This is a genomic window from bacterium, assembly GCA_030649025.1.
In the GTDB taxonomy this organism is placed as follows: Bacteria; Patescibacteriota; Minisyncoccia; order JAUYLV01; family JAUYLV01; genus JAUSGO01.
Genome location: JAUSGO010000022.1, coordinates 68,145 through 74,924, shown reverse-complemented (window position 1 = coordinate 74,924; position 6,780 = coordinate 68,145). Strand labels below are relative to the sequence as shown.

The 6,780-nt window shown below is 47.9% G+C and carries 6 protein-coding genes; all 6 read left to right on the top strand.

What is annotated here, in order from left to right; translation table 11 throughout:
* Positions 1-1,560: peptidoglycan-binding domain-containing protein (locus tag Q7S09_03070; GenBank protein MDO8558145.1), on the top strand; the 1,560-nt coding region annotated here is incomplete at its 5' end.
* Positions 1,561-2,247: 687 nt separating this feature from the next.
* Entirely contained in the window at positions 2,248-3,756 is a 1,509-nt protein-coding gene (locus Q7S09_03065) for a peptidoglycan DD-metalloendopeptidase family protein (GenBank protein ID MDO8558144.1), read from the top strand.
* A gap of 86 nt (positions 3,757-3,842) precedes the next feature.
* On the top strand, positions 3,843-4,424 hold the full coding sequence (locus Q7S09_03060) for a hypothetical protein (GenBank protein MDO8558143.1): 582 nt from the start codon (positions 3,843-3,845) through the stop codon (positions 4,422-4,424).
* Positions 4,421-5,200, top strand: coding sequence for a hypothetical protein (locus Q7S09_03055; protein ID MDO8558142.1), 780 nt, complete (start codon positions 4,421-4,423; stop codon positions 5,198-5,200). The genes Q7S09_03060 and Q7S09_03055 overlap by 4 nt, the downstream gene beginning before the upstream one ends.
* 283 nt (positions 5,201-5,483) lie before the next feature.
* Positions 5,484-5,693, top strand: a complete 210-nt coding sequence (locus tag Q7S09_03050) for a hypothetical protein (GenBank protein MDO8558141.1) — start codon at positions 5,484-5,486, stop codon at positions 5,691-5,693.
* A gap of 143 nt (positions 5,694-5,836) precedes the next feature.
* Entirely contained in the window at positions 5,837-6,733 is an 897-nt protein-coding gene (locus Q7S09_03045; protein ID MDO8558140.1) for a hypothetical protein, read from the top strand.
* The last annotated feature ends 47 nt before the right edge of the window (positions 6,734-6,780 follow it).

Below are 6,780 nucleotides of genomic sequence, written 5' to 3'. Positions count from 1 at the left end.
TCTTTCTCAACTATAACGACGGACGTTACCACAGTTAAACCTAAACCATTTCCGTTTTATACTAGTTGCTACCTTCAGCTAGGCCATGTTGCTGCTATATTTCGCAACCCAGACAATAGTTTATATTTAAGGTCTTTCTTGTTTGATCTGGTGAACGGTGATCGTACTATCAGTCCTCTCGCAACGAATAATGTTGCATTGGGCGATGTGCCCTTATGGCCGGCCAAGAGCATCACGGTTAACTCGGACATTCCCGCTCAGATCTACATCGGTTACCCTGAAGAAGGTAGGTCTGTTGGCAATTCTCTCTATAAAACCCAGCACTCGTTGAGCAATGTCGTGCCGCTAGAATATAATACCACCGTCCGTCTTACTGATAGCGCCGGCAATGTTCATTACTCCCCAGTCCATAGATATGCTCTCCAAAGCGGCTGTTCTCAGGCGGTTCTCAACTTTAGCGGAGGCCAGTTCGCCTGGGATGGCGCAGTTCCCACACCAACTCCCACCCCAACCCCAACTCCTACGCCAACACCAATTCCTACGCCAACATCAGTCATTGCGCCAACCAGCGTTACTATCGGCTGGTACAAAGGATTTAATGGTCAGCCCCCCGTAGGCACTTATCAGCTTGCAATAGGATTTTCGTACTCGGCAAACGTTTCTGATGTCCAAGCTTTCCGGCTATATCTGAAAAAACCGGGCGAATCTTCCTTTTCCGCTGTTGCGACCTTTACCAGTCCCGCCTCGATAAATTCTACATGCAGCGGTTATATATATTCCGGCACGTGGATGATGAGAAATTGTACAACTTCCGGAGGGGGATATTGGGGTATGTATGGCCCGGCTGGACAGTCGTCTTCCTATGCAGCCGGTGAATATAACGCTTACCTGGTAGCTCTAAATAATTCCGGAGTTGAGGGTCCGGCGTCTTCTATAGCGAGGAATATTGTCAGCAAAACTACTATTTTGAGTCCGAGCGGCGTCCAAGATTCACTCACACCTCAATTCCGTTGGACTGTTCCGAGTAGCTGGCCGGGAGGACTTTTTAATCTACAAGTCTATGATGGTGCTAATTATATCTGGGGTTATGGCGGTTTTTCTATAGCGGCAGGAACAGCAGAGGGAACATATACGTATAATGGGCCTCCCCTTAGTTCGCCTTATTTTGGACCCACTCTTAGCCCGTCAAAGACATACTATGCGAATATTTGGGCGGAAGGAAATGACAGTAACGGAACCAGAAACTTCTCCATGGGTGATTCGAATCCGTCGTTTACGGTCACCGCTTCTTCAACCGCCCAATCTCATACAAAGACCAATGGCCTTGCGGCCTTTTCGCGGAATTTGACTATCGGTTCGACCGGCGACGACGTAAGACATCTTCAGGCCCTTCTGATAAACGAGGTTGGCTATCCGGTGGATCTTGTTACCGGATATTTTGGCCGCATTACTCGTGATGCAGTAAAGATGCTTCAGGAAAAATACGGCATAAAGCCGACCTACGGATACTTCGGCGAAATAACCCGGAACGCGCTAACCGCGATGATTTCTAGGCAGTAAAAGGAAAAAATGATCAGATCCCCGGCTACAATTTGCTTGATGAAATAACTTAGCTTATTTCGAATCCTCCTGCGGTGCATGTGGCCCGAGCCAAGATTTTGCAATAGATTCGAGGGTAGGATCCTAGGGCGACCGAACTAATTCGACTCCTAGCCCCGCAGCAGTCTAGTTTAGTATCGGAGCCCTAAAGCCGTCACTAAACGAGATTCTCCGTCCCACCCACGTCATATCGGCTGAGTGCCGTATCCAGAGAAGAAAAACCGCTGAGTGAATCGGTGGTTTTTCTTTTTTACCTGAAAGAGTTTTTTTATATCGTTCGTCCAGCTTTTGTGGTGAATGAATCTTTCCTGATGAGATCCCTCATTTAAAATTTCGGCTTTTGTCTTCTTAGAGAGTTCTTCCCAGCGCTCACCAAACACATAGGTCGCATTCCCATAAAAAAAGACTTTCTAACACATAAAGATTTTTATCTGTAAATCCTAAAATCACATATCGCTGAAAACCATTCTGGCCAACTGCGGCAAAATTGGGTTTATATATGTAGGTGGGTGTTTTGTTGAGAGATATAACGCTATTTTTGTAATCGCGCAATATAATGGAAAAAGTAGAATCTCCCGCTTATGTGAAAAGCGCCAAGAAGTGATAACATCTTATGTCAGTTGCATTACTGTGCTACAATTGAGTTGTATGAGGGTCCCTCTCAATGGAAAATTTCTGAAGCATGCCGCGTGTTATGCGGTTGTGATCCTGTTGTTCGCGTTTGCGGTGCTGCCTGCAGTGACGGCGGCACGGACAAGACGTTCATCAAGCTATACCGCGACCACTTCAAAAACATGGTTGCAGTATGATGGTTCAAGCGAGCCCTTAGGCGATCGCCAGCGAAGAATACGGGAATATCGGGAGCAGTCGGGCGGTTTACAGCAAAAAATCAGCGCGTTAGGCGACACGGCCAGTACCGTTGTGATGATGCCGGTACTTTTTGGCGTGGGGGTCCAAGACATCGAGCCGAACTTTGGTGACCCGCGTGACGGCGGCGCACGCACGCACGAAGGCGAAGACATCATGGCCGTTAAGGGTACGCCCATTATTTCGCCGACCAATGCCGTCGTTACGCACACAAGCACGAATGCGGGCGCAAGCGAGGGAATCGCGGTGTACACGGCAAATCCCGGAGGCGAGACATTTGTTTATTATCATCTCGATCGCATCGGGGAGGGCGTGGTTTCCGGACTGGTACTCGCTCAAGGGTCTCTTATCGGCTATGTAGGCAATACCGGCAACGCTTCGGGCGGACCGGCGCATCTCCACTTTGAGATACACAACAGCTCCGGCACGCCGGTGGACCCGTTCCCGCGCCTGACGGGAGAATTCTCGCTTCAAGAAAAAATAGGGTATCTCTCCGTAATTCTCGCGCAAACTTCCGACAGTATTGCACTGTCGCGGTTTCTTGTGACGAACTTCCGTGGCGTATTTATCAGCGCCATCGCCGGCAATATTACGTTGCCCCTGCTTATTATGGACGCTCTCGCGTTCATACCGACGACGGGAAGTGTGGGAGGCTCTCTTCCTATAAGCGATTTGGATATTGGCTCATCGGGCGCCGCGGTCGTGGCGCTCCAGAAATATTTGATACAAGCTGATTCGGGTGTTGCCGCCTTGCGCCTTGCCGACGCGGGTGCGACCGGTTATTTTGGCGTGATAACGAAAGCGGCTCTCGTGGAATTTCAGGTGGCGGCGGGCATCTCTCCGCCGGACGGACACTACGGGAGCGCAACGCGGGCATTTATTGCGGCCCACCCCCTTTGGACAAGCAGTTCTCCCGCTATTACGGAAGGTGCATTGATACGAGCGGCCGGGGATATAGACGTATATATCGTGAAGTATAAAAATGGCAAACAATTCAAACGTCTTATCTTGAGCCCAAAAGTATTTAATAGTTACGGGCATCTTCGTTGGGAAAATGTCATCACGGTGACACGGACAGCGGTGGATACATTTGCAATCTCCGATCTTGTACGGGCAACGGTTGCGCAAGACCCCAAGGTGTACAGGCTGTATCCAAGCGGAGATATTGGAGAAAAGCGATGGATTAAAACGGCAGAAGCTTTTGTGAGGCTTGGGTATGATTGGGACGCCGTATACGAGATTAATAGCTTCGACAGAGATTCATACCTGACAGGAATCCCGCTCGAATAGCCGTCCGTGGAAGCCAACTTGTGATAGGTGAGTGCGTTCGAGGAGTATTGATATCATAAATATTAAATAGTGGGGCCTAAACAAATATGAATTGCAACAACTGCGGAGTAGTTATCAAGCGGGCGGGCGAGGAATGTTGGAGTTGCGGCAAGATGGTAGACCCTTTTCTTCAGACTTTGGCACCAGAGCCCCCGGCGACATTTTCAGCACCGAGCCCGCTTTCGCCTCAACTCACCCAAGAGCATGCAGATTTCGGGGTACGCCTTGCAAGCCGCGCGCCGACGTTGACGGGCGGGGAAAGCGACACATCTGCCCTAGACCAGGTGAATCAGAGAAAGCTTGAGAAGAAAGTCAGAAATGCATTCATTGCCGCGGTGCTTGCCGGGCTTGTCATGCTCGGAGCTGTTGTGACGGGATATATCGAATCCTATGCGGCCGTTGATGCGTTTATTATTCTTGCGCTTGCCTACGGCATATACAGGCGGAACCTTGCAAGCGCCATTGCGCTCATTGCGTATCTTGTCGGAAATAAGATATATGTGTTTCTCACGACACCAGAGATGCTGTCCGGAGGGAACCTGGCCGTGAATGGGTTGTTGGTGGTGTATCTTATAGACGGTGCAATTGCGATCCGGACGCTGCGCAGTTCACAACAAATCTCTAAATGAAATTTCTCACGCGGGCATTTAAAGGCATGCTTTACATCTCGCTCCTTGCTTACGCAGGCTCTTTCTTTTATAAACCCGCCCTTCCCAGTACTGCCGAGATTCTTCCGGCGGTGCTTGAGAACGAGCCAAAACAGGAGGCGGTTGTCGTGGAGCCGAACAAGATTGATATCAAAGGATATGCCTACACGCTCATGCCGCACTACAGCTATGAGCTCTATGGATTGGTAGTATCGCTGTACGATGCCGACAATATTTTTGATTTTACGCATAAGAACGATCCGGGGAATATGAAAGATATTTGCGTCGTATGGGGTGATAATATCAAAAGCGGGGCGTACAAAAAAGTGAAGTTCTCGAGCGGAGAGTTTACTTGTTTTGGGCGCTGGGAACAGGATTTCTCCCCTCCATTTAGCGGTCTTTCGGGGTCCAATAACCATCTTATTCCTGCCGATGAGAACGTCGCCCACCGCATACGAAACGTAATCATCGGGGACCAGGTTCGCGTGCAAGGGTACCTGGCAGACTATCGCGTACAGATGAAAGGCGGCCAGACGCTCTACACAAGAAACACCAGCACTACGCGCACCGACACCGGCAATGGCGCCTGTGAAGTCGTCTATGTTACCGATATTGAAATCCTCAAGAAGGGCAACGGTCTTGCACATACTATGCGATATGCGGGTTTTTGGGGCGCGCTCGGATCGTTCCTGATTCTTGTCGGCCTAGAAATCTTTTTGCCCTGGCGCTTTACGCGAACACCCGCATCCATGCTCTAAATATGGCAATCTATAATTTATATTCGAGTTTAAATCCGGCACCTTAAGACCTTGACAAATTTTAGAAGGAGGAGTATAATAAAAACAAAAACCCCGTCCGGCTGCTAGCGCTGGACGGGGTAAAAACTTTTTAGAGAAAGGGCGTTAAAAAGGTTCCCATTTTGTTCTATTCCATTCCCCTGCTCGAAAAAAATATCTACAGGGAGCTTTACGGGACTTACAATGTCTGCTATTCTAAAAATAAAATTGAAATCCTAAAAAATTCATCGAGAGGAGAAATCCCGTGGCGGAAAAACTAGTTCTTTTGCGTAAAGTCGCCAAAGAAGAATCCGGCTTAAAGAAAGACCTTCGGGCCGGAACTGTGGTCTACAAATTCGAAGGACACACGTTCGGGGTTATTCGAAACGAGATCCCCGTGACACTAAAGCCTGGCGCAACCCCATTCTTCGGTATCCCTCGAAATGCTATCTACAGACGCTACGGACGCCTGTGAGTGCCACCAATACCGGCACTTTTTATTTTGAATAAATCCATTGTGGTCATCAAGAATTTTCCCGCACCGTCCTAAATCGCCCGCATGAGTCAGCGCAGTTGACAAACATAAACATATTTATGAGACCATGATAGAATTATTTCATGAATCAGCGTCTCTTTTTTCTTTTTCATGTTCACTCGGATAGATCTCATGACAGCTCGACTACCGTTCAGGAGTATGTGGCATATTTAGAAAAAATATTAAAGGAAAATGAATATGCGATTTTGGGGATATCGGACCACAATGTAGTTCCGTTATTGATAGACCAGGCAATGAGTTTTTCCACAAAAAAGGTACTTGTCGTCCCGGGCATTCAGTGGAAAATAAAAAAGGGGCTAGCCGACGGCATATTGAAGCTGGTGACAAGAAGGGAATTGCTGACTTTTGGAGATCATGACGACTTGAAGGCCAGTATCGAAAAACTTCATCATCGGATTCTGCCCAATAAAGAAATTTTCGCGAATCTTACCGAAGGAGAGCTCCTGGATTACATTTCGCACAAGCGAGAGATGATAATCATTGTCCCGCATCCCAAGCATTTCGTCGTCGATTATTACGGGAAGAAACAAATTAAGCGCTTAAAGAAAGAATTGGATGAGCGCCGCATTAACCTTCCGTTTTTTATAGAGGATCGAACGGGGAACGATCCTTTTCCAAGAATATTTTGCACCTACAAAGGCAAGTACCTCACCATCGGCAACCCGGATGCACATGAAATATTCAGCGTACTGGGAACGAAGTCTCTTTTTTCCGTAGAAACCATTCTCGATATTCCTGAAAACGAAAGGGTTATAACGCTATGGCGGGAAACTCTGCGCACAAATAACCATGATCGTTATCGAGAAACAATCCTGGCGATATTCGGTCTCCTGGTCATGCGCAACGAGAATATCTATGTTAAAAAGCACTATCTCAGGGCATGGATCCATTTCTTTCACTCCGTACCGATGTTCATCAAAAGAAGATTCGGTAATTTTCCTCATAATCTCTTAAGATGAGCGATTATTTCTCTCAAAATGGTTCCCGCAGCATAGACGGAAACTTA

What these genes read in the sequence shown, in the direction of transcription:
- Q7S09_03065 (MDO8558144.1), top strand. Translation starts at nt 2,248, where the DNA reads ATGAGGGTCCCTCTCAATGGAAAATTTCTGAAGCATGCCGCGTGTTAT.
- Q7S09_03060 (MDO8558143.1), top strand. Translation starts at nt 3,843, where the DNA reads ATGAATTGCAACAACTGCGGAGTAGTTATCAAGCGGGCGGGCGAGGAA.
- Q7S09_03055 (MDO8558142.1), top strand. Translation starts at nt 4,421, where the DNA reads ATGAAATTTCTCACGCGGGCATTTAAAGGCATGCTTTACATCTCGCTC.
- Q7S09_03045 (MDO8558140.1), top strand. Translation starts at nt 5,837, where the DNA reads ATGAATCAGCGTCTCTTTTTTCTTTTTCATGTTCACTCGGATAGATCT.